Below are 22,191 nucleotides of genomic sequence, written 5' to 3'. Positions count from 1 at the left end.
TTTCACTCTTAAGTGTTTACTTCAGTGTCTATTCGTTAGCAGCTATTCATCAGTGTCTAGGCGCAGTAATTCATCACCATCCGCGACCAAATCGCCAGGCGCGAATAATAATTCAGCGACAGTACCATCAGCGGGCGCATTGATCGTATGCTCAATCTTCATGGCTTCGATGACTGCTAAGGCTTGGCCTTTTTTCACCTTATCGCCAGCAGCCACTCTAAAGGCCACGACCTGACCAGGCATGGGCGACTTTAAGCTGCCTACGGCTTCGCTCTCTTGACCCACGTGCGCCATGATATCAATTAGGGTGATTTGATCACTGCCGTCTTCGGTAAAGACATGCACGACCTCGTTATTCACCCAACTTTGTGCAGGCACCCGCTGACCGTCTACCCACAAGGTATGCGATTCTGCATCGGTACTGCTATAGTCAATTTGACCTGAGAAAATAGTATTTGCGCTATCCAGTTGCTGCTGCTCAGTCTGTAAGTCAGCGCCATCGCCAGCCGTTACCGGTTGCAGTGACAATTTAAAGCCACTATTCGCTTGGCTGCCTTGCCACTCTACCACCGTGGCGATATAACGCTGGTCAGCATACTCCAGCGTGAATGTACGCTCATAAGCACTGTAAGCGCGCCAGCCATTGAGCTGAGCAAAAGGGTCAGTGGAATGGCTAGCAAGGCAGGTTTGCTCTTGGGTCAGTTTATTAATAATAGCCACCGCCGCTAGGGTCGATAGCTCAAGCGGCTGCTGATCGAATAAAACCTCTTTTTCACGCTCAATTAATGCCGTATCCAGCTTGGCTTGACTGAAAGAATCCGTGGCTAAAATATGGCGTAAGAAAGCGACGTTATTTGGCAAGCCCACAATGCGGGTCTGCGCTAAAGCTTGATCGAGCTTGGCCAGCGCTTGTTCACGCGTAGGCGCATGCACGATCAGTTTGGCAATCATCGAGTCATAAAAAGGACTGATGACATCGCCTTCGTTGATACCGTCGTCAATACGTACGCCGTCGATGCGAAAGCTGCTGTGCTCAGGCTTGCGATAGGTAAATAGCGTACCGGTCGCGGGTAAGAAATCATTGTCTGGGTTTTCGGCACAAATGCGGGCTTCGATAGCATGGCCATTAATCACCAGCTCATCTTGCGACTTTGGTAATGGCGCACCAGCAGCTACCGCCAATTGCCACTCGACCAAATCGACCCCAGTAATCGCTTCGGAGACCGGGTGCTCAACCTGCAAACGCGTGTTCATCTCCATGAAGTAGAAGCTCATTTCGGTATTGCCATCGCCATTAGGGCGCTGCTCGACGATAAACTCTACCGTACCTGCCCCCACATAATTCACAGCGCGGGCGGCATTAATCGCCGCAGTACCCATCGCTTCCCGCATAGTTTCATCGACTGCAGGAGCGGGCGCTTCTTCTAATACTTTTTGGTGGCGGCGCTGCACCGAGCAATCGCGCTCAAACAGATGCACATAGTTACCTTGATGGTCACCAAACACCTGAATTTCAATATGTCGTGGATTGAGGGCATACTTTTCTATTAATACCGCATCGTTGCCAAAGCTGGTGATGGCTTCACGGCGGCACGAGTCGAGCAAATCGATAAAGTCTTCACTGCGCTCAACCAAACGCATGCCTTTACCACCACCGCCTGAACTGGCTTTGATTAATAAAGGATAGCCAATCTTATCCGCTTCGCTATGGAGAAACTCTGGGTCTTGATTATCGCCATGATAGCCGGGAATCAAAGGCACGCCTGCTGACTCCATTAATTGCTTAGACTCAGACTTTAGTCCCATCGCAGTAATCGCTGAGGCTGACGGGCCAATAAATACTATCCCGGCATCGGCACACGCCTGCGCAAAGCCTGCGTTTTCACTAAGAAAACCATAACCAGGGTGGATAGCTTGTGCGCCGGCTTGCTTGGCGATAGCGATAATCTCATCGCCTTTGAGATAGCTGTCTTTTGGCGCAGAACCGCCTAAATAATAAGCTTCATCGCAGACGCTCACGTGCTTGGCATAACGGTCGGCATCCGAATAGACGGCGACTGTACGCACGCCCAGACGTTTGGCAGTAGCCGCTACTCGGCAAGCAATCTCGCCACGATTCGCAATTAAGATTTTAGAAAACATAACGGTCCTTGTTTAAGCTTGGTTGGCGGCCTTATTACTTGGCTTATCATTAGCCGGGTTATTGGCGCTATTACTAATATTTTTGCAGTGTGCTGAAGGTATTTCAGCTCATTATTTAGACTTTAATTCATTCAGACTTTAATTTGGGCAGCCATGAAGGCGAGCGCTTCTGTAAAAAAGACTGCACCCCTTCTCGGCCCTCATCCGAGGCTCTGATATCCGCGATGCCTGCGACTGTCTCATCGATTAAGGCTTGGTCGATCTGTTGACCCGCCACCCGCTGAATCAGTTGTTTGCAGACTCTAACGGCATTGGGACTGGTGCGCTGCCATTTGCTACATAAGCGCTCGATCGTATCAGCCAACTCTTCTTCGCTGACTCGCTCATGGATCAGACCAATACGGCGCGCTTCTTTGGCATCAAAGACTTCTGCGGTTAAGAAGTAACGGTGCGCAGCTCGCTCACCCATCGCTTTAATGACATACGGGCTGATAGTGGCTGGGGCTAACCCTAAGCGTACTTCGCTCAGGCAAAAACTGGCAGATTTCACCGCAATAGCCACATCACAGGCGGCAATAAGGCCAATACCACCGGCATAAACATCACCTTGAATCGCAGCTACGGTGGGTTTTGGGCACTCATAAATGGTCTTGAGCATCTGTGCTAATTTGGCCGCATCGGCTAGGTTTTCTTCGCGGCTATAATCTGCCATAGCCCGCATCCAACCCAAATCGGCGCCGGCACAGAAAGCTTTACCGCGCGCGGCTAAGACAATCGCGCGAATCTCAGCGTCTTGACCTAACGTGCTAAAAGCCCGGTCCAATTCTGCAATGACTTCATCGTTAAAAGCATTGCGTTTTTCTGGACGGTTTAGGGTTACCGTCGCAATTAAATCGACGACCTTAATCTCTAACGTCGTAAAATCCGTAAAGTCAGTCATAGTGGTCTCGTTATTTTAGTTATCAATTTATAGTGTCTATGATACCGACCTACATTCTAAAGACCCCAAACTTGGTCTCTTCAATCGGTGCGTTATACGCGGCGCTCAGCCCGAGCGCTAAGACTTGGCGGGTATCGGCAGGATCAATCACCCCATCGTCCCACAATCTAGCTGTTGCGTAATAAGGGTGGCCTTGCTGCTCGTATTGCTCACGGATAGGCGCTTTGAAGGCCTCTTCATCTTCCGCGCTCCAAGCTTCGCCTTTACGCTCAAAGTTATCGCGTTTGACGGTGGCCAATACCGAGGAGGCTTGCTCGCCGCCCATCACTGAGATGCGCGCATTGGGCCACATCCATAAAAATCTTGGGCTATAAGCTCGACCACACATGCCGTAGTTGCCCGCGCCAAACGAACCGCCGACGATAACGGTAAACTTCGGCACGCTAGCATTGGCCACGGCCATCACCATCTTGGCACCATGACGGGCGATACCTTCGTTTTCATACTTGCGGCCGACCATAAAGCCGGTGATATTTTGCAGGAACACTAGCGGAATTTTGCGCTTACAGCACAGCTCAATAAAGTGTGTGGCTTTTTGCGCAGACTCACTAAAGAGGATACCGTTATTGGCAATAATACCCACCTTCATGCCCTCGATATGGGCAAAGCCGCAAATGAGGGTCGTAGCAAAGCGCGCTTTAAACTCGTCAAATTCACTCGCATCGACGATACGAGCGATGATTTCACGAATATCAAACGGTTTGCGGGTGTCGGTTGGAATCACGCCGTATAATTCTTTGGCGGCATACTTGGGCGGACGCGGTGCGATTTGATTTGGGATAACCTTGGGGTCACGGTTTAAGTTACCGACGATATCGCGTGCTAAAGACAGCGCATGGGTATCATCTTGCGCCAGATAATCCACCACGCCAGATAAGCGGGTGTGCACATCACCACCGCCCAAATCTTCGGCGCTAACCTCTTCACCAGTCGCTGCTTTCACTAGCGGCGGCCCCCCCAAAAAGATAGTGCCTTGGTCTTTAACAATAATAGACTCATCGCTCATCGCGGGCACATAAGCGCCACCGGCAGTACAGCTGCCCATCACCACTGCGATTTGTGGAATACCAGCGGCACTGAGGTTGGCTTGGTTAAAGAAGATGCGGCCAAAATGCTCTTTATCGGGAAAGACGTCATCTTGACTGGGCAGATAAGCCCCACCGGAATCGACTAAGTAAATACAAGGCAAATGGTTTTCGCGGGCTATCTCTTGCGCGCGCAGGTGCTTTTTCACGGTCATAGGGAAGTAAGTACCACCCTTTACCGTAGCATCGTTACAGACAATCATGCACTCCACACCGTTGATACGGCCGATACCGGCAATCACACCAGCGGCTGGCACGTCGGTGCCGTACATATCATGAGCCGCCATCGGTGCCACTTCTAAAAAAGGCGTGCCAGAATCGAGCAATTGCTCAACACGCGCTCGCGGTAGCAACTTGCCACGCGCTATATGCTTGGCACGTGCGCGCTCGGAGCCGCCTTGGGTGACCTTCTTTAAGTGGGCATGTAAGTCGTCTACTACCGCCTGCATCGCCGCGGTGTTCTCTGCAAACTCTTTGGAGTTTGGACTTAGCTTACTGGTAATAATTGCGCTCATGACATCCCTTTTCTGATTATGCTTACGTATTTAGTAATTAAGGTTTAGCGTCTACTTTTTAGCAAACGTGCAATCGCCCCTATTTTATGACTTTGCTTAATATAACTTTTATTAAAGTAACTGCTATTAAAATAACTGCTATTAAAGTAACTGGGTTAACTCTATAGGCTTTAGCCAGCAACATTGTTTATAGTCAGTCCTGTTTAAAACTGGTACTTTGCGAGTCACTGGTATAATTTTCTTGGCTAGAAGTCATTATATGACTGAGGCAGGCGCAAACTTATACCAGTGACTCTGTGCCAAATCCTGAGTGGACTGACTATAACTAAGAACGTTGTTTTACTAAGAACATTGTTTAACTCATAATGCCCCTAAGCTATACCCAGCTCTTCTTTCATAATATCGACTATCTTATATTTTTGAATCTTACCGGTAATGGTCATAGGATAGGCTTCGACAAAGCGGAAATAGGTCGGGATTTTATAGCGAGCGATGTGCTTGAGGCAGAATGCTCTGACCTCTCCTTCGCTTAGGGTAAGGCCTTTTTTAGGGATAATCCACGCGGCCAATACTTCACCGTAATGATCATCGGGAACACCAACCACTTGCACATCGCTGATATCGGGATGACGATACAGATAGTTTTCAATCTCGACCGGATAGATGTTTTCACCACCGCGAATCACCATATCTTTACTGCGACCCACCACGGTCAGATAGCCTTCTTCGTCCATCTTTGCTAAATCACCAGTATGCATCCAGCCGTCTTGAATGGCCTCACGAGTCTTGAAGCGGCTGCCCCAATAGCCTTTCATCACACAATAACCGTAAGTGAGTACTTCACCAGTCTCGCCAATCGGCACGACCTCACCGGTCTCGGTATCAACAATCTTCACTTCGGTATTGGGCAGCGCCATACCGACGGTGGTCACGCGCTTCTCTACTGGCGTATGGCTGTTGGTCTGGCACGATGCCGGGCTGGTCTCGGTCATGCCATAAGCAATGGTAACGCCACTCATATGCATCTTATCAATGACTTGGCGCATCACTTCGATAGGACAGCTGGAGCCGCCCATAATCCCAGTGCGCAAACTCGATAAATCGAAATTTTCAAACTCAGGGTGTGCAAGGATGGCGATAAACATCGTCGGCACGCCTAGCAGGCCGGTACATTTTTCTTTTTCTACAGTTTGTAATACCGCTAGAGGATCAAAGCTATGGCTTGGATAGACCACACAGGAGCCATGAGTAATCACCCCTAAGTTACCCGCCACCATGCCGAAACAATGGTATAGCGGCAGTGGGACGCACAATCGGTCATCCTGGGTAAGGTCCATCGCCTCCCCCAAGAAATAACCATTATTCAAGATATTATGGTGCGTTAAAGTAGCGCCCTTTGGCGTGCCTGTCGTGCCACTGGTAAATTGTACGTTGATCGCATCGGTATGGTTAAGCGATGCTTGGCGTTCGGCCACCCGCGGATCGTTGGCATCACCTTCGACCATCCACGCCGAAAACCTTTGCATAAAGCTATAGTCTTGCTCGGCATCGCTGTCTGCTTGGCCAGTAGACTCAGGCTCATCTATCCAGACGATGCGCTCAACGGTCGGAATCTCTACTAAATTAAGCTCGTTATAGTCTTTATGGTAAATCTCAGGACAGACTTCTTGGATAATTTGCCCATAATCACTGGATTTAAAATGGCGCATCAGTACCAGTACCGAGCAGCCGAGTTTATTTAAGGCATATTGCAGCTCAAAACTGCGGTAAGCCGGATTGATATTGACCAGTATCACGCCGATTTTAGCTGTGGCAAGTTGCACCAACAGCCACTCAGCATTGTTGTGCGACCAAATACCGACCCGGTCGCCCACTTCTAAACCCATCTCAATCATGGCGCTAGCGAGCTGATTGACCTTCTCTTGCAGCTGCTGATAATTCCAGCGAATGCCCTGATGACAAGATACCACAGCTTCACGCTCTGGATACTTGGCAACCACGCTATCGAAGAAATCACCAATAGTGGTCTCAATAAGCGGCACTACTGGCCCTTTATCATGGCTCATTTTTAGGGGCGCATTCGCTGACTTGGCGCGCATTTCAATTGTATTTAAACCATCGATAGAGAGAATTTCCGACATTAGGCATCCTTGCAAAAGTCTGTTTTATAAATAGCTAGACGCTTATTCAAACTAATAAAGCGTTGATTCTAGCTAGGCTAACGGTGAACGGTAGTCTGCCTTAGGGTAAGACAGACGCGGTTGGCAACAGACAACTTATGCTAAGCCCAATTCTTCTTTCATCGCTTCCACGATTTTATACTTCTGAATCTTACCCGTGATGGTCATAGGGTACTCTTCGACGAAGCGGAAATACGTGGGTACTTTATAATGGGCAATATGATCGCGGCAGAATTTCTTTACTTCATCCTCAGTGAGGCTGACGCCTTTTTTAGGAATAATCCAGGCCGCCAATACTTCACCATAATGAGCATCGGGTACGCCAACGATTTGCACATCGCTGATATGAGGATGGCGATACAGATAGTTTTCAATCTCTACCGGATAGATATTTTCGCCACCGCGAATCACCATATCTTTACTGCGACCCACGACTTGAATATAGCCGTCTTCATCCATAGTCGCCAAATCCCCGGTATGCATCCAACCATCTTGGATGGCCTCGCGGGTCTTAAAGCGGCTGCCCCAATAGCCCTTCATCACGGAATAGCCTTTGGTCAATAGCTCGCCGGTCTCCCCGATAGGCACTACTTCACCCGTTTCAGTATCGACAATTTTGACTTCAAGGTTCGGTTGGACTAAGCCTACGGTAGAGACTTGTTTGTCTAAAGGCGTATGTTTATTGGTCTGGCAAGATACCGGACTGGTTTCGGTCATCCCATAAGCAATCGTGACTTCGCTCATATGCATCTCATCGATGACCCGGCGCATCACCTCAATCGGACAGCTTGAGCCGGCCATAATCCCAGTACGCAGCGTCGAGAGGTCATAGTTGGCAAAGTCAGGATGATCCAGCTCAGCGATAAACATTGTCGGTACGCCATGCAGACCGGTACAGCGTTCTTTTTCTACCGCTTCTAACACGCTTAGCGGCTCAAAACCATCGTTGGGATAAATGATACAGCCACCATGGGTCAAGATAGCGAGGTTGCCCAACACCATACCAAAGCAGTGATAAAGCGGTACAGGAATACACAGGCGATCCTCATGGGTCAAGGTCATAGCCTCACCGATGAAGTAACCATTATTCAGAATATTACGATGGGTCAGCGTCGCGCCTTTCGGCGTACCGGTCGTGCCACTGGTAAATTGGACGTTAATGGCATCGGTATTTTTGAGTTGCGCTTGGCGTTCTGCTACGCGCGGATCGTTGGCATCGCCTTCTGCCATCCATGCGGAGAACTTCTGCATAAAGCCAAAGTCTTCTTCCTTATCCGGCTCATCAATCCAAATGATACGCTCGACCGTAGGAATTTCGACCAAGTCTAATTGCTTATAATCTTTGTGGTAGATTTCAGGACAGAGCTCGCGGATGAGCTGGGCATAATCACTGGATTTGAAATGGCGCATGAGAACTAGCGCGGAGCAGCCCAGCTTATTCAGGGCATATTGCAGCTCAAAACTGCGGTAGGCGGGATTAATATTGACTAAAATCACGCCTACTTTCGCTGTGGCCAATTGCATCAATAGCCACTCGGCATTATTGTGCGACCAAATACCAATACGATCGCCAATCTCCATACCCATCTCAATCATGGCGCTGGCCAATTGATTGACCTTACTTTGCAACTCGGTATAGGTCCAACGAATGCCTTGATGACAGACGACTAAAGCTTCGCGATTCGGATGCTCAGCCACCACGGCATCAAAAAAATCACCGATTGTCGCTTCTATTAACGGGACTTCAGGGCCTTTATCATGGCTTGTTTTTAGGGGGGCATTAGCAGATTTTGCGCCCATATCGACGCGAGCCACTTGGCTCATATTTAAAACAGTGTCGTTTATTTTAGTACTGCTGTCGTTCATAACGAATCCTTTCGTTGTTTGATGGCGTCATAGCACTACGGCAGTCATTAAAAGTGCTAAGCGAATAAGGCAATTTACCTTATTCCGTAGCCCTCACGCCTGCTCGCTGCCATGCTCATTATCAATCCTAGATAGCCCTACTATACCTGTTCAAAAATGGTTGTGTCAATAATAGTGATACGAATCGTATCGCTAAAATAAATAATGGAAACAATGGCTCATCAATCCTTTGGCTTCCTTGCCATAATATTGAGAGTTTAGCCCTACGCTAAAGCGCAATAAGAAGTTACCAGCCATTGCTGAATTTAATAGATCTTGGCTGTTTTACGCTAGCGGCGACTTTACCGTCACTGTGGCAGCTACTGCCCCAGCGCTATCGTGCTGCTCCATGACCAACTCATCTGCCGTCTCCGTCACACTCTGCCAATTAGCACAGGCATCGGGCACGCCTGTCACCATCACAGAAATAGCTTTATTTTTTAGGCGAATCATCGGGGGCTTATGGCTATAACCTGCGTGCTCATGACCTAAAATGGCATCCGCAATCGTCGCCGCCTGTGCTCTTAGTGGGGCCACATAACGACAAGGTACGCCACCAATCGACATACAATCACCAATCGCGTAAACATCGGCTTGGCTAGTCTGCAAAGTCTGCTCATCAACGACGATGCCGCTACGACGGTCAAAGTTAATACCCGCCGATTCTGGCAATTTAGCATCGACCAATAGCCCGGTACTGGCTATCACATGGTCGACCACAAATTTTCCACTTTTAGCATCAGCACTATCTGAGTCTGCAGCTTGTTGGGTCTCTAACGGCGAATAGCTGACCTCATATTGACCATTATCGAGCGGGGTCACGGTATCCACTTTACAACCGCCTAAGAATTGAATCCCTTGCGAGCGAATGGCCTCACGGATACGGGTCGTCGCTTGGGTAGGCAATAATTGCGCGAGTGGCGCGTCATTGAGGTCAATCAAGGTAATCTCATGGCCAGCCTTAAGCAGATCTTCGGCGATTTCAGTACCGACCATACCCGCCCCAACGATAGCTATCTTTTGTGGCCCTTGGGACAGCTCCGCCTGCAATTGACCGAAACGCTCGATATGATTCACGTGCCAGACGACTTCTTCCGGTAAGCTTTTAGGGAAAGCGGGATGCGCGCCCATGGCCAATACTAGGCTGTCATAGCTGATAGTCTTTTCCCATAAGCTGTCATCACACGCAGCGACTGTCACCTGTTTATCGGCCGCATTAATATTCGTTACGCGAGCCTGCGCCATTAAGGTCACATTCGCGGTAGCCGCTGCATCAGCGCCAGTAGCGCGGACTAAATCTGCTGGGGTTTTATTTTGACTGATCGCCATAGTAAGCATGGGCTTATGATAGCGGTCACCGTTATCGCTCGTGATTAGCGTAATAGCAATGTCTTTATCTTTAGCGCGAATAGCATCGATGACACCCCACCCGGCTAGACCGGCGCCGATGATAACGATGCCGTTGTTAGTAGTCGAAGTAGAAGTTGCAGGTTCTGCCGTATCGCCGACGCTTAGATTGGTTTCGCTGTGCATATAGAATCCTTGTTAATACTAAGTTTTTAATAGGTTATTTACTAAGAGTAGTCATCGTGAATAGTTATAAATAGTAGATGGCTTATTGTAGCAGTTATCCTATAGCAGTAATGGCTATCAGTAAACGGCTGCACATTCACTAACCGTCTATTTATTGCAATGCCAATCCTTAAAATGCAAAAAGCCCCCGTAGGGACTTTTAAGGCGGCTGTTTTTATAAAGGCTAATGTATAAAAAACAAAGCGAGCAATTAACTTAGTGGTCAAGAATCTTCGATAAGAACTGCTGAGCACGCTCACTACGAGCACTTTCGAAGAACTCGTCTTTACTACAGTTTTCCACGATATGGCCTTCATCCATAAAGATAATGCGACTGGCCACCTGACTGGCAAATCCCATTTCATGAGTCACACACATCATGGTCATGCCTTCGCGTGCCAGCCCTACCATCACATCGAGCACCTCTTGAATCATCTCAGGGTCTAGTGCCGAGGTGGGCTCATCAAATAGCATACAGACGGGATCCATGGATAATGCGCGCGCAATCGCTACTCGCTGCTGCTGACCACCGGAAAGCTCGGCAGGGTATTTTTTAGCTTGCGCGGAGAGCCCCACGCGGTCGAGATACGCCAAGCCTTTTTGCTTAGCCTCACTATCGCTACGTTTGAGTACTTTTACCTGGGCGACCGTTAAGTTTTCGATGATAGACAGATGCGGAAACAGCTCAAAGTGTTGAAACACCATGCCCACTTTACTGCGCAGTTTAGGTAAGTCGGTTTTTGGCGCGCCAACGGATATGCCATTGACCAAAATCTCACCTTCTTGAAACGGCTCAAGCCCATTAACGGTTTTAATGAGCGTGGATTTACCACTGCCGGAGGGGCCACACACGACCACCACATCGCCGCGATGGACGTGAGCTGTACATTTGGTGAGTACCTGAAAGTCGCCATACCACTTGCTGACATCCGTCATTTTAATCACGATTTCGTCGCTGGCATGGCCGTTATCGGTGACTAAGCCACCAAATTCATTAATAAAAGAATCTCCGCCTTGACCCACACCAATAGGCATCACGGCCGGCTGTATCAAGGTATTGTCTTTGCCTAAAGCGGCTTTCTCTAAATGGTTCATAATTTATATCCTAAAACTTGCCAAAGTGGGCGTGAAACGTATGCGATTATTAGGTCATTTAAAATCTTAAGCGACGCTGCAGCCTTTGTACTCCGACTGACGCCAACAGACTAATAATGAAATAGACGGCACCAGCGCCCAAAATATAGGGCGTTAGTAATCCCATTAGTTCGCCGCGCACATAGCCGGCACGGAAGAAGTCGGTAACGCCAATAGCAAATACTAAAGTTGTGTCTTGAAAGAGAATAATACATTGCTGGAGAATTAACGGGGTCATCTTGCGAAAGGCTTGCGGTAAAATGACAAGTCGCATGGTCTGCCCATAGGTCATGCCTAAGGCTTTGGCAGCATTGACCTGCGCGCTACCAATAGACTGAATACCGGCACGCACTACCTCCGAGAAATAAGCCGCCTCAAACACCATAAACGCCACCACGCACGAGGTGAACGCGGTGTCGAACATGATGTATTTACCGGTAATACCGTTATAAATCATCGGCACAGCAAAATAGAACCACAATAGAATTAGTAGCAGTGGCACCGAGCGAAAGAAGTTGACGTAGAGCTGCGCCGGAATCGCTAAAACTTTAATCCCCGATAGCCGCATTAACGCCAGTATCGTGCCTAAAGTCATCCCGCCGACGATAGCCAAGCCCAATACTTTTAAGGTCGTTATCATCCCACCCATTAATCCGGGATAGGCGGTGGCTAAATCATTCATCATACTGATGGCCAAACTCATAGCTATGCTCATTTTTGACCTCCTGCAATCAGGCCAGGCACGCGAAGTTTGCGCTCTAGCAGTCCCATCAATCCAATCAACGTTAGATTAAACAGCAGATAGATGATGGTCGCATAAGTGTAGATTTCGATATTATTTTGCGTATATTCACTGATAGTTTTGGTCTGACTGATCAGCTCCATTACCCCAACCAAAGAGGCCACCGAAGCATTTTTAAAGCAGTTGGTCAGCTCAGAGCTGAGCGGAGGTAAGATGACTCGAAAGGCTTGCGGCAGCAGCACTTGCTTATAAGCTTGCGCGGTGGTTAATCCTAACGCATAAGCGGCGTTCGATTGCCCAGGGGGCAAGGAATCAATCCCCGTACGCACTTGCTCGACGATACGGGCGGCGGTAAATAACCCTAAGCCAATCGTCGCAGAAATCATGGCGGAGGCATTGGGGGACAAGCCTTTATACCAATACTCTTGCAAAGCCGGTGTCAGCCAGCCTGGCGCCACGTAAAACCAAAAAAACAGCTGCACTAACAGCGGAATATTACGAAAAAAAGTCACGTAACCGGTACCAATAGCCCGTGCCCACTTATTCGGCAGCGTGCGCATAATCCCCAGTACCGTCCCAATGACCATAGCTATTGCCCAAGCAAAACTGCCAATGAGCAATAACCACCCTATCCCGGTGAGCATCCAATCCAAATAGATGCCATCGCCAATGCCGGTCGACTCAAAGAGCACGCCCCAGTTCCAGCTATAATTCATGCGTAAGTCTCCCTGACTTGCTTATACGGCTCAAAATCATTAGTTAGAATGCGCTAAACGGTTATTAATAAATGCTCTTAGCACGCTCTAACTAGACTTCCCTGTGTTGCTTATTATGATTATTTTTAACTTATGGATTCAGATGTACTTCGTGCAACAGAAGCTATCTGCCACAAAAGTAAAACGCCCACTCGCCGGCTAGTGATAAGCTGACGGGTGGGCGTCGTAACTTTTTGGGCTATGTGCTCATAATACCAATGGCTATAAACCCTAAAAATTATTAGATCCCTGCGGCGTAACCAATCACTTAGGACTTCTCGTTATTGGGCCGTCGCCATTTTTGGTTGATCGCCATCATGTGGATCGGCAATCAAGGCTTTAAGGTTGTCTGACATCTCAAAGTTCATGTTGATGTTTTTCGGTGGAATTGGGCTCATAAACCATTTTTTATAGATTTCGTTAATTTCACCTGAGGCGTAGGTATCGGTCAAGGCTTTATCGACGATGGCTTTAAACTGCGGGTCGTCTTTACGCATCATACAGCCATAGATTTCAAATGATTGTGGCTCACCCACGATGACCCACTCGTCTGGGTTTTTCGCTTTGGCTTTCTCACCAGCGAGCAAGACATCATCCATCATAAAGGCATCGGCACGGCCGCTCTCTAGCATTAGGAAAGCTTCGCCATGGTCTTTCGCTGAAATGATATCAGCACCCAAGCCTTTTTCTTCATTATATTGGCGGATATAACGCTCAGAGGTGGTACCAGCCGTGGTCACCAAGCGCTTGCCTTTTAGGTCTGGGAAGTCTTTAATACCTGAGTCTTTTTTGGTCAATAGACGCGTACCAATCTCAAAGAAACCGGTTGAGAACGCGACTTGTTTTTGGCGCTCTTCATTATTGGTGGTCGAGCCACACTCAAAATCGATAGTGCCGTTTTGCACCAGTGGGATACGGGTTTGTGAAGTGATAAGGTTATAGCGGACTTTTAGATCCGGCATATTGAGGTCTTTTTTCACTGCTTCGACGATTTTCATCTCTAAATCATGCGCATAGCCCATTGGCTGCTTAGGATCATCAGCGATATAAGAGAAAGGAATAGAAGAGTCACGATGGCCGACGACGATAGTGCCAGACTGTTTGATTTTATCGAGCGTTCCTGAAGCATCTCCAGTAGTCGCGGGCGCTTCCGTTGCATTGGGATCGGCGGCCGGCGCTTCACTGGTAGATTGATTGTTATTACACCCTGTAAGACCAAGCGCTATTAGAGTCGCCATGGTCAATGACTTTTTGAAGTAGGTCATTTATGAAGTCCTTTTTATATCAATCCTGAATTACACAGTGCTGCTCTGTAAAAAAGCGGCTTGCAAGCCCTTGCAAAAACACTGTAATCAACCCTCATCATAAAACAATTGCGCAATACTAAGCAACAATACATTAGGGTTTAGCTAAAGTATTTTTATGGATAGCTGCGTGCCCTATGGTTATTGGCCTGTAGCAAGGCTTGCTTTGACGATTATTAAGCTCTACCTATCTATAACCGGCTAATTACTAAGTAATAATACAATCTATCAGATATGAGCTAAGCCCATAAACCCGTTAAGAAATAATGTAAAAGTAGTGTCACAAGTCGCTGATAAAGTGTTGATAAAGTGAGTCTCGCCCCCATTAATTACCCATTATCGCCAGACATGACTCTCTATCGATACTCAGAATAACCCTATTTTATGACCCTTTATGGCTGCGACCGGCTATCCATTGTCGTCAGCCATAAACTAGCTCAGAGCCCCTATATGACGACACCTAATGCAGACCTACGCCAGCGCTTTTTCATCCAAGACTCTCCCGTCCGTGGCGATGTCGTACGTCTAGAGCGCAGCTATGCGACTATTGCAGCACAAAAAGATTACCCCGAAGCCATCAAACGCCTTTTGGGTGAGATGCTGACCGCTGCCAGTTTATTGATTGGTACGCTAAAGATTAACGGCACTTTATCTATCCAAATCCAGTCTTCTGACCCCGACAGTCTCTTGAATTGGGCCATGGCAGAGTGCGATCAGGCAGGTATTATCCGCGCTTTGGCCAGTTGGAAAGGTGAAAGTGCTAGCGAACAGGCCGCGTGGGCTGCTAAATCTACTGCCAACGATGCTTTTGCTGAACTGGGCGAAGTGGGCAAAGGCGTGTTATTCATTAACATTCAACCCGAGCAAGGCGAAGCCTATCAAGGTATCGTTGAGCGCAGCCATGACAACTTGGCCGCTTGTTTGGCGCATTATCAGTTGCAATCTGCCCAGATTCCTACCTTAATTAATCTGGCCTGTGATGGCTTGCAAGCCGGTGGTGTTTTGGTACAAATGCTACCGCGCACCAGTCAAGAGAGCTTAGAGGCTGAGCTTGAGCAAGACGCAGGGATTGATGATGATTTATGGACGCGCCTAACGATTTTGACGCGTACGGTAAAAGCTGAAGAGCTGACTACCTTAGATGCTAATGAAATTATCTATCGCCTCTATAACGAAGAAAATGTGGTGGCTCCTGAGCCGACCGCCCTGCAATTTGGCTGTACTTGCTCACGCGAGAAATGTGCCTCAGCGATTGAGCAAATCGGTGAAACAGAAGCCTTAGAGATAATTGCAGAGCAAGACGGTAGCTTTGAGATGGATTGTGGCTTTTGTGGCTCGGTCTATACTTTTAGCAAGGCCGATGTTGAGCAGATTTTTGCTTAATGCTGCTTATTCATATAACTGATGCTTAGATTATTTTATCTATAATAAATATACCCTAACCCCTCAAGTTAACCGCTTGGGGGGTTTTGCTTTATGCGAACACTCCTTCATGATGCTCAGCAAAATAACGCCTAAGCCGTCCGCTATAGCGCCCCCAGACTATTGACCTCGGTAGTTAGATAACGTGGTGTATTAACTTAACAAAATATGCTTTACTCAGAATCACTATAATACTCATGTACAAGGATGTGTCATGCCTATTAAAACCCTATCCCAGCTTAGCAAACCTTTGCTCAAAATGGCCTCCCATAGCCCCGTTTACTATCAAGCGCAAGCCCGCACTACTAGAGCACTGGCCAAGCTACCGGATCGCGTTTTGATGACATTAGTCAAACGCCTCGACCCACAACCTCGTTTTGACAGTGCCGACCCGCTAATGCAACTGATTATGGCCGCCAATAATATGGGCAGCGGTGGCCGCTTAATCTCCTCTAATATCAACAGTTCTCGCCAGCGTTTTAATAGCAGTGTCAGCGCGCTACAAGGGGCTAAGCCCACGGTATATGCTGTGCGTGACCTCAGTTTTAAGAACCGCCATCAGCAACGCATTAAGCTGCGCCACTATGTGCCGAAATTGACCACCACTCAAACCCCCAAAAATGTAGCTGAATTGCCCTTAATAGTTTTTTTTCACGGGGGCGGTTTTGCGTTAGGCAATCTCGAAACCCACGATGAGTTTTGCCATTACCTTTGCTATTACTCTGGTTTTTCGGTCCTGAGTGTCGATTATCGTCTCTCGCCAGAACATGCCGCACCAGCAGCGATTCATGACTGCATGGATGCCGTCGTTTGGGCAGCAGAAAATGTCAAAAAACTTGGTTATAAAGCGGGCAATATTATCGTGGCCGGTGACAGTGCTGGTGGCAACTTAGCGACTGTGGTTTGTCAGCAATTGCTCAAGACCAATAATGCCGTCCGTCCTATTATGCAATGGCTCATCTATCCGGTTACGGATGCCAAAGGCAATTATGACAGTCATAAAACGTATAGTGCGGGTACGTTGCTGTCCTTAAGGGACAAAGATCTATTTGAAAGTTTATATATTAGTGATAGCAAAGAGAACGACCACACCGTGACCTCCCCTATTTACGGCACGCTCGATGGGTTGCCCCCTGCCTATGTGGCGGTGGCAGAGCTGGATATCTTATCGGATGAAGGCGAAGCTTATGCGCAGCGCTTAGCAGAAAAGGGCATAACTGTGGCCTACGACAAGGCGCCGGGTATGCCGCATGGCTTTATCAATCTGGTTAGTATCCACCGCGGTGCTCGCCTGCAGACCATTAAGATGATTAAAGATATGCGTGAGTTTTATAACACAACTTTGCAGGGTAAGGTGCATTAGGACTTATTTTTAAACTAGGTAGTGGTTACTCTTGATGGTTTACTAATTAATAATGCTGCTGGTTATTCTTCCAAGAGCTGCTTATACTTTCTAAGAACGGTACGATGTGCCGCGCGCACCCTGCAACTGAAAAAAAAGACTCATAAAAAATTCATGAGTCTTTTTTTGTGCGATAGCCTTACTTACCCAGCCACCTTTAAACCAATAGGCTTAGATCATTAGGATAAGAGTTGATGCGCGTACCCCACACATCATCCTCATCACTGCCCTCGCTTTGGCCATTGTCCAACAACCAGGCGACCACTTGCTTGGTGACTCTACGGCTATACATAAGGTTCATATGGTTGACCCCATAAAAAACGGCCTTCCGCCCTTCCGGTACCGCTAAAGTATGCTCTTCCGTATGCTCCCCTAACGCAGACTCCACTGCTACCAGACCATCCCCTAAAAAGCTGGCTGTCTTCGAGTCATAACGGGGCTCGACCAACACCGCCGCCACCAAGTAAGTACGCACATGCAAAGGCAAACGCGCAGGATGGCGAAAGTCGGATGGCAGCACACTGCGACCTTCTAAAGACTTCCAATCCGCATCACGAATACTGCCATGACGCAAATCAATGACGCCCGCACTACGCAAATCGCCTAATTTTGCTAAGGAGCCCGCAAAAGGCAGCTGCGCAATCCTTTCCTGTACAAAGTTGCCAATACGCTCGAGACTGGCGCCCTGATGTGGAGAGCCTAGCGTGATAAGATTCCCCACCTGCTTCTCCCAGCTAAACCCTTGCTCTTTGCCATAAAACAGCGAACTACGAGCCACCAATCCCCCCATGCTATGCCCAATTAAATCAATTTGGGTAATGTCTGGGTTGTTATCGACTAAGTCTTGTAGCGTTTTAGACAAGTCGCGCCCGTTCGTGGAGATACGTCGCCCGGTATTATAGTTAAGATATAACACGGTAGTGTTTGGCATACTCTCGACAATTTGTTCGCCTAAATTACCGATTTTAGACGCCTGCCAGCTTAGATGACTCAAACCCAGGCCATGACATAAGACCACAATACGTCCTGACAAGGGTTCGCGTTGCGGGTAGCCATTGCTAGCATACAGCACCATAGGCACAGCCAACGGGTTATCATGGTTGACCAAATGATCCCCCATCACCCCATTTAAGATATTGACCAGTCGGCGCAAGCTTCTCGGTAAGCGCCGCACTTCTTTAGGATTGCGCACGTTGTTATACAGGCGCAGTCCTGAAGCGAGATTGTTCCCTACCAGTGCCATGACACTGCGTATCGTGCCATAGATTCGGCCCGTGATACCGCCTTGCCATTTATCGAGATTGCCTTCATTAAACCGGCCTAAAGGGCGCAGCAGAATCTCACGGTGAATGGCTTCTACGATATCCGTGATTTCCACCACGCCCATAGTGGCCAGCTGCGTCAGCCCTTCAAAAAAGTCGGCCAAAGATATCGGCTCGCGCATGGACATAGCATAGCTGTCATCTACTTTTTCTGCGGTCAACTCATCTAGGTAAATATATTCCAACGCAGCCAGCTGCTCATACACATTGCCCTGAAATCGGTTGCTATAATCAGCACCGGCATCGATTTCGGGGGGACGTCGCGTAGTAGCAAACAGGTCATGGATGGTATCGATTGGCTTGGACTTAGGCATAATTTAAATAGTTTTAAGGGTAGAAGTAATGGCCTATATTATCTCTTAATTAAGCGAATGGGAACACTATGATTTGTATGCTAAATATACTTGTTAATAGTGCTAATTTTTTAAGAGGTTAAAACATCAAAACTCCAAGCCGTAACTTGGAGTTATTATGATTTAGCCCCTTAATGAGGAGTTGCCAACGTCATACTACCCCATTATTTTGTAGGGGTAGTGGCCGCTGCTTGCAGGGACTCCGCCAAGATTACATCGCCATCTTCCTTGGTAATCATCACTGTAGCTGACCGCGGCGTGCTACCTCCGACGACTGCGCCCCAAGTATTGCCAGGATGCTGAATGTTAATAAACAGCGTTTTGAAATCTGGCGTCATGGTGATGCCCGTGACCTCACACCCTTCTGGGCCGACGAAGAAGCGCTTGATGTTATTATCATTGGCCTGCATGCCGACCCGAGTTTGCTGCCCGGCTGAGGTGGTCTTAACCTCGCCATCGCTCACTTTACCAGGTAATGCCGCGAGCAGCATACAGTTGGTCGTGTCGGTATATGCGCCGTCATCGGTCTGAATCCAGAGCACACCACGTGGGTCGAAATAGAGACCGTCAGGGGATGACAAGTCATTGCTATCATTAAGACCGGATAGATTTTCTGCGGTCAAGTCGCTGGGTCCAGCAAACAGATAGATATCCCATTCAAAGGTAGTGGCTGCGTGGTCGCCCTTGCTCTCGGCCCAGCGAATGATATGCCCATTATCGTTGCCACGCGCTTTGCCACCGACGGCATAGCTACGCGGATTGGCACCATCTACCGGTTGCTCATCCAGCACACCGCGGTATTTATTGTTGGTCAAGGTGACATACACCTCGCCCGTGATGGGACTGACCGACACCCACTCTGGACGATCCATTTTAGTTGCGCCTAATACATCAGCGGCAGCTCGCGCAAAGACCAATACGTCGGCTTGCGTATTAAAAGGCAGCTGGGCATGGCTGCTATCGAGGCCATTTTGACCTTGTGTCAAGGGTCGCCACTCACCGCTGCCCTCTTCGTTAAAGACCGCGACGTAGAGCGTGCCCTCATTCATATATTTGTCGCCCGCTTTTAGGCCGCCACCGATATCCCTATTGGACCAGACGGCTTTGGAGACAAATTTATAAATGTACTCACCGCGCGAATCATCGCCCATGTAGAATACTACCGGCTGCCCCTCTTTGACGGGTGCATAGGCACAGTTTTCGTGAGCAAAACGACCTAGAGCAGTACGTTTTTGTGGCAAGGAATTGGGGGCAAACGGGTCGATTTCCGTAATATAACCAAAGGTATTAAAGGCGTTGCGATAGTCATCCAGCGCTGTCGCCCCGACCGCTGTCATATCCCAGCGTGAAAACTCATCCATAATTTTGGCATCTTTGGCTGGCGGCGTATGCCATAGATAATCCCAACCGGGAAAGCTCTCTTCAGCGCCATAACGAGCTCGGCCATAATTTTCAGTAACCGTTAATTTAGCAGCATCTGAACCGCGCGCAAACACCCCTAAAAAGTTCTCTTCTGTAGTGAGGTAAGTACCCCATGGCGACAGTCCGGCGCCGCAATTATTGTTGATACCGCGGGTTTTATTGCCAGTAGGGTCATACTTGGTTTTCACCCAATCAGATCCCGCTATTGGCCCTGCCAGTTGCGACTCAGAGCTACTGGTGATACGGCGGTTAAACTTAGAGCCCAGCACCATCTCATAACCCTGACCATCGGCGCGGCGGGCCAGCTCGACTACCGCCACCCCATGACAGTTAACCTCACGGCGAATGTCCGAGGCCAGACGCTGCTCTTGATAGATAGGGGCAGCGTTCTTATCCTCAATAATTTTATAGCCATATGGGCTTAGCTCTGCGCTATTAACGTACTCATGGTTCATAACCAATAAGCCGGTGTCCGAAGCCTTTGGATCATAGCCATTGCCCGTTTTGCCAAAGAACCACATCCCATCGTGGTTGTCGCCCATACGCTGCTCAAAAGACTCGGCAGACTGCTCGCGGTTGTCCTTCCAATTCTCAAGTCCAGGAATTATCGGGGTGCCTAAAGGTAGAATCATCTCAGCTTTGTAGCCTGCCGCTACGCTCATGGTGGGTGCAGTAGAATGGGCTACAGCAGTAAAGTTTAAGCTCTCTGGTCGCGCTAAATCGCCACTGGCAGGGACAGCCGCATCATTGCCCTTGTCTGTATTCACATCATTATCATCATCATCACTACATCCCACTAGCGGTAGCGCCCCAAAAAAGGCCGCTGCGGTCAGTCCGGTACCGCCTTTGAGGACACTGCGACGATTCATACGTCGCTGGATGATATTGTGAAATTCAGGGTTATTAGTAGGGTTAGAGTCCTCACCAATATCGTGGGCTAGGGTCTGAGTATTTATTATTGTATTTTCGGATAACGTCATAATAGGTCACCTTGCGTGGCAGCTGGGTTAGCGTAAGTCTAGCGTGGTAAAAGATAAAAGCTGGATTAATGCAATGGCATAAGCCTACGCAGATTTGATGACATAACGTTGAAAGGTTGATGACAGTCTGATGACACTATCAAAGGTGGGGTTAAATAATGCTGACCATAAAAAACCACCGCTATCAAAATAACGGTGGTTATGGATTATTCTAGTAAGGCTGTTTTTTACTGCGTCTAGCTAACCACTGCTGCAGGCAACGAGCACAGCGCTCAAATCAACCTACACCACGCTGCCGCGCCAAGTATGCCCGCCTAACACTAATTTTAGCTCATCACCAAACTCTAGCTCGCCAACGCCGCTCGGAGTCCCGGTCATAATCACATCGCCGGCCTGCAAACTAAAGGCATGGCTAATCTCGACCAACAGCTCATAGACTGGGAACAGCATGAGTGCGGTATTGCCATCTTGGGTTAAGGTCTTATTGATGAACAATTGATATTTAACGTTCGTGAAGTCACCGAAAGTCTCAGGACTGACCCAATCCCCTAGCACACAGGCGCCATCAAAGCTTTTAGCGCGCTCCCAAGGGTGACCCTTGTCTTTAAGCTCGCTTTGCAAATCGCGTAAGGTAAGGTCTAACCCTAAAGTCACGCCGCTAATGGCCGCTTTGGCTTGCTGTAGCGTGGCTTTTTTTAAATCACTACCCAACTGCACACACAGCTCGGCTTCATAGTGCACCGGATACGAGTTGCCACGGCGTGAGTCGCTCACCGACGACATAATCGGGGTATCTAAAGTCACAATACTAGAGGCCGGCTTGATAAACAGGATGGGCCGAGTCGGAATGTCATTGCCCAGCTCCGCAGCATGCGCCGCATAATTGCGGCCAACACAGACCACTTTACCAATTGTAGAAGGGCTGACGGACTGAGCATGAGACATAAAAAATATCC

The 22,191-nt window shown here is 48.4% G+C and carries 15 protein-coding genes; 2 read left to right on the top strand and 13 right to left on the bottom strand.

The annotated features are described in order from the left end of the window. Positions 1-42 precede the first annotated feature (42 nt). The 10 genes from ACZ2XM_RS05390 to ACZ2XM_RS05345 form a co-directional block, all read right to left on the bottom strand. Positions 43-2,142, bottom strand: coding sequence for an acetyl/propionyl/methylcrotonyl-CoA carboxylase subunit alpha (locus tag ACZ2XM_RS05390; protein ID WP_490587343.1), 2,100 nt, complete (start codon positions 2,140-2,142; stop codon positions 43-45). Between the two features lie 127 nt (positions 2,143-2,269). Next, positions 2,270-3,082, bottom strand: coding sequence for an enoyl-CoA hydratase/isomerase family protein (locus tag ACZ2XM_RS05385; protein ID WP_490587342.1), 813 nt, complete (start codon positions 3,080-3,082; stop codon positions 2,270-2,272). Positions 3,083-3,131: 49 nt separating this feature from the next. Then, the gene (locus tag ACZ2XM_RS05380) at positions 3,132-4,742 is read right to left on the bottom strand and encodes a carboxyl transferase domain-containing protein (protein ID WP_490587341.1); all 1,611 of its coding nucleotides are present in this window, start codon (positions 4,740-4,742) and stop codon (positions 3,132-3,134) included. Between the two features lie 371 nt (positions 4,743-5,113). After that, complete coding sequence (locus tag ACZ2XM_RS05375) at positions 5,114-6,841, bottom strand: AMP-binding protein (protein ID WP_490587466.1); 1,728 nt, start codon at positions 6,839-6,841, stop codon at positions 5,114-5,116. Positions 6,842-7,018: 177 nt separating this feature from the next. Beyond that, on the bottom strand, positions 7,019-8,746 hold the full coding sequence (locus ACZ2XM_RS05370; RefSeq protein WP_490587465.1) for an AMP-binding protein: 1,728 nt from the start codon (positions 8,744-8,746) through the stop codon (positions 7,019-7,021). 366 nt (positions 8,747-9,112) lie between these two features. Next, positions 9,113-10,360, bottom strand: a complete 1,248-nt coding sequence (locus tag ACZ2XM_RS05365; RefSeq protein WP_490587340.1) for an FAD-dependent oxidoreductase — start codon at positions 10,358-10,360, stop codon at positions 9,113-9,115. 255 nt (positions 10,361-10,615) lie between these two features. Further along, positions 10,616-11,335, bottom strand: a complete 720-nt coding sequence (locus tag ACZ2XM_RS05360) for an amino acid ABC transporter ATP-binding protein (RefSeq protein ID WP_490587464.1) — start codon at positions 11,333-11,335, stop codon at positions 10,616-10,618. A 217-nt stretch (positions 11,336-11,552) separates the two neighbouring features. Then, positions 11,553-12,236, bottom strand: a complete 684-nt coding sequence (locus ACZ2XM_RS05355) for an ABC transporter permease subunit (RefSeq protein ID WP_406947288.1) — start codon at positions 12,234-12,236, stop codon at positions 11,553-11,555. Between the two features lie 8 nt (positions 12,237-12,244). After that, on the bottom strand, positions 12,245-12,991 hold the full coding sequence (locus tag ACZ2XM_RS05350; protein ID WP_490587339.1) for an amino acid ABC transporter permease: 747 nt from the start codon (positions 12,989-12,991) through the stop codon (positions 12,245-12,247). A gap of 320 nt (positions 12,992-13,311) precedes the next feature. Beyond that, positions 13,312-14,295 carry a glutamate/aspartate ABC transporter substrate-binding protein gene (locus tag ACZ2XM_RS05345; protein ID WP_490587338.1) on the bottom strand — a complete coding sequence of 328 codons (984 nt, stop codon included), beginning with the start codon at positions 14,293-14,295 and terminating at the stop codon, positions 13,312-13,314. A gap of 489 nt (positions 14,296-14,784) precedes the next feature. On the opposite strand from ACZ2XM_RS05345, the gene hslO reads away from it, so the two are divergent. Further along, complete coding sequence (gene hslO, locus ACZ2XM_RS05340) at positions 14,785-15,717, top strand: Hsp33 family molecular chaperone HslO (RefSeq protein ID WP_490587337.1); 933 nt, start codon at positions 14,785-14,787, stop codon at positions 15,715-15,717. A 253-nt stretch (positions 15,718-15,970) separates the two neighbouring features. Further along, on the top strand, positions 15,971-17,119 hold the full coding sequence (locus tag ACZ2XM_RS05335) for an alpha/beta hydrolase (RefSeq protein ID WP_490587336.1): 1,149 nt from the start codon (positions 15,971-15,973) through the stop codon (positions 17,117-17,119). A gap of 196 nt (positions 17,120-17,315) precedes the next feature. Here the strand turns inward: ACZ2XM_RS05335 and ACZ2XM_RS05330 are convergent, their stop codons facing one another. From ACZ2XM_RS05330 to ACZ2XM_RS05320, 3 genes are all read right to left on the bottom strand, one after another. Continuing rightward, on the bottom strand, positions 17,316-18,794 hold the full coding sequence (locus ACZ2XM_RS05330; protein ID WP_490587335.1) for an alpha/beta fold hydrolase: 1,479 nt from the start codon (positions 18,792-18,794) through the stop codon (positions 17,316-17,318). A 203-nt stretch (positions 18,795-18,997) separates the two neighbouring features. After that, entirely contained in the window at positions 18,998-21,235 is a 2,238-nt protein-coding gene (locus ACZ2XM_RS05325) for a PhoX family protein (RefSeq protein ID WP_490587334.1), read from the bottom strand. A 282-nt stretch (positions 21,236-21,517) separates the two neighbouring features. Continuing rightward, entirely contained in the window at positions 21,518-22,180 is a 663-nt protein-coding gene (locus ACZ2XM_RS05320) for a fumarylacetoacetate hydrolase family protein (RefSeq protein WP_490587333.1), read from the bottom strand. Positions 22,181-22,191 lie beyond the last annotated feature (11 nt).

The sequence above is a fragment of the Psychrobacter sp. CoH-33_TS_01 genome (assembly GCF_058189395.1).
This window is presented reverse-complemented; position numbering and strand designations above follow the sequence as displayed.

What these genes read in the sequence shown, in the direction of transcription:
- ACZ2XM_RS05375 (WP_490587466.1), bottom strand. Translation starts at nt 6,841, where the DNA reads ATGCGCGCCAAGTCAGCGAATGCGCCCCTAAAAATGAGCCATGATAAA.
- ACZ2XM_RS05330 (WP_490587335.1), bottom strand. Translation starts at nt 18,794, where the DNA reads ATGCCTAAGTCCAAGCCAATCGATACCATCCATGACCTGTTTGCTACT.
- ACZ2XM_RS05370 (WP_490587465.1), bottom strand. Translation starts at nt 8,746, where the DNA reads ATGAGCCAAGTGGCTCGCGTCGATATGGGCGCAAAATCTGCTAATGCC.
- ACZ2XM_RS05335 (WP_490587336.1), top strand. Translation starts at nt 15,971, where the DNA reads ATGCCTATTAAAACCCTATCCCAGCTTAGCAAACCTTTGCTCAAAATG.
- ACZ2XM_RS05325 (WP_490587334.1), bottom strand. Translation starts at nt 21,235, where the DNA reads ATGACGTTATCCGAAAATACAATAATAAATACTCAGACCCTAGCCCAC.
- ACZ2XM_RS05380 (WP_490587341.1), bottom strand. Translation starts at nt 4,742, where the DNA reads ATGAGCGCAATTATTACCAGTAAGCTAAGTCCAAACTCCAAAGAGTTT.
- ACZ2XM_RS05390 (WP_490587343.1), bottom strand. Translation starts at nt 2,142, where the DNA reads ATGTTTTCTAAAATCTTAATTGCGAATCGTGGCGAGATTGCTTGCCGA.
- hslO (WP_490587337.1), top strand. Translation starts at nt 14,785, where the DNA reads ATGACGACACCTAATGCAGACCTACGCCAGCGCTTTTTCATCCAAGAC.
- ACZ2XM_RS05350 (WP_490587339.1), bottom strand. Translation starts at nt 12,991, where the DNA reads ATGAATTATAGCTGGAACTGGGGCGTGCTCTTTGAGTCGACCGGCATT.
- ACZ2XM_RS05360 (WP_490587464.1), bottom strand. Translation starts at nt 11,335, where the DNA reads ATGACGGATGTCAGCAAGTGGTATGGCGACTTTCAGGTACTCACCAAA.
- ACZ2XM_RS05320 (WP_490587333.1), bottom strand. Translation starts at nt 22,180, where the DNA reads ATGTCTCATGCTCAGTCCGTCAGCCCTTCTACAATTGGTAAAGTGGTC.
- ACZ2XM_RS05345 (WP_490587338.1), bottom strand. Translation starts at nt 14,295, where the DNA reads ATGACCTACTTCAAAAAGTCATTGACCATGGCGACTCTAATAGCGCTT.
- ACZ2XM_RS05355 (WP_406947288.1), bottom strand. Translation starts at nt 12,236, where the DNA reads ATGAGTTTGGCCATCAGTATGATGAATGATTTAGCCACCGCCTATCCC.
- ACZ2XM_RS05365 (WP_490587340.1), bottom strand. Translation starts at nt 10,360, where the DNA reads ATGCACAGCGAAACCAATCTAAGCGTCGGCGATACGGCAGAACCTGCA.
- ACZ2XM_RS05385 (WP_490587342.1), bottom strand. Translation starts at nt 3,082, where the DNA reads ATGACTGACTTTACGGATTTTACGACGTTAGAGATTAAGGTCGTCGAT.